This is a genomic window from Lysobacter concretionis Ko07 = DSM 16239, from assembly GCF_000768345.1.
In the GTDB taxonomy this organism is placed as follows: Bacteria; Pseudomonadota; Gammaproteobacteria; order Xanthomonadales; family Xanthomonadaceae; genus Novilysobacter; species Novilysobacter concretionis.
Genome location: NZ_AVPS01000020.1, coordinates 1 through 926, shown reverse-complemented (window position 1 = coordinate 926; position 926 = coordinate 1). Strand labels below are relative to the sequence as shown.

Here is a 926-nt window from a genome sequence, read left to right as displayed (position 1 = left end):
CGCGGCACGGCTTAACTCTGGTGTTAGGCCTCAGGGGGAAGTTTCGTGCGGCGACCGCGTTCAATCATTCTGCTAATCGTCTGGTTCCTTTGGGCCACGGGCAAAGACCTCGATGGCCTTGCTCGCTTCGGCACCACCGCTGACTACTACATCTTCGCAAGTATCGGTGCCGCTTGGGCATACTTCGCCCTGGCTGGTGTCGTGTTCCTGTTCAACGCAGCCGCGGTCTTTTACTTGTTTCGGCCACAGCTAGTCGGGTATGGAGTTTTGTTTGGCGCCTTGGCGGCCGGGATAGGTCAGAACTTGGTCACGACCCTACTAGCAGTCCGGGACATTCAGGGCGTTCGCGAGGCCTACGAGATCGGCCGTGAGCTTCGTGGCTTACCGGTGCGGCAAGAAGCCATGGACATGATCTTCAAGCCTTCCGCTCTTTGGCTCGCGGCTGGGCTTGCAGTTCTCGTGTACGTTGCTCTTGCGTTACTGGTTCGCCGCAATCGTTCGTACTTCGTAGGCCCGGCGGCGTATGCAGCTGAGGCCTAACAATGCGTTCAAGCCGACACCGCATCGAGGCGCAAACCACATGGCAGGTACAGCTTGCCATGTGCTTCACGCCCCGCTGCGGCGCGGCTTAACTTAGGCGTTAGGCCTTGTTTCCCGCACTGTTGTTGTCGGGTTCCAGGCAATCTGTAACGCCTCGCTTATCCGCAGCGTTTGCACCTCGCACGCGCGGTGCAGGCATCGCCAGTCAGCCCTACAGCACCTCGGCTTCGGACGGGCGCGACTCTTCGCAAGATTCGACTTGCCGGGTCGGCTTCGGGCCGTGCGCGGTGAGAGTTCTTGGCCGCGCGCATGGTGCGTTTCGGCAGCACCAGACACGGCGCTTGTTGTACTGTTCGCCTCAGGGGTTGGGCTGCCGCACGTCGGGC

At 60.8% G+C, this 926-nt stretch carries 1 protein-coding gene; it reads left to right on the top strand.

Annotated elements, in window-relative coordinates:
- The first annotated feature begins 45 nt into the window (after nucleotides 1-45).
- Nucleotides 46-540, top strand: a complete 495-nt coding sequence (locus N792_RS13275) for a hypothetical protein (RefSeq protein ID WP_036196148.1) — start codon at nucleotides 46-48, stop codon at nucleotides 538-540.
- Nucleotides 541-926: the final 386 nt, after the last annotated feature.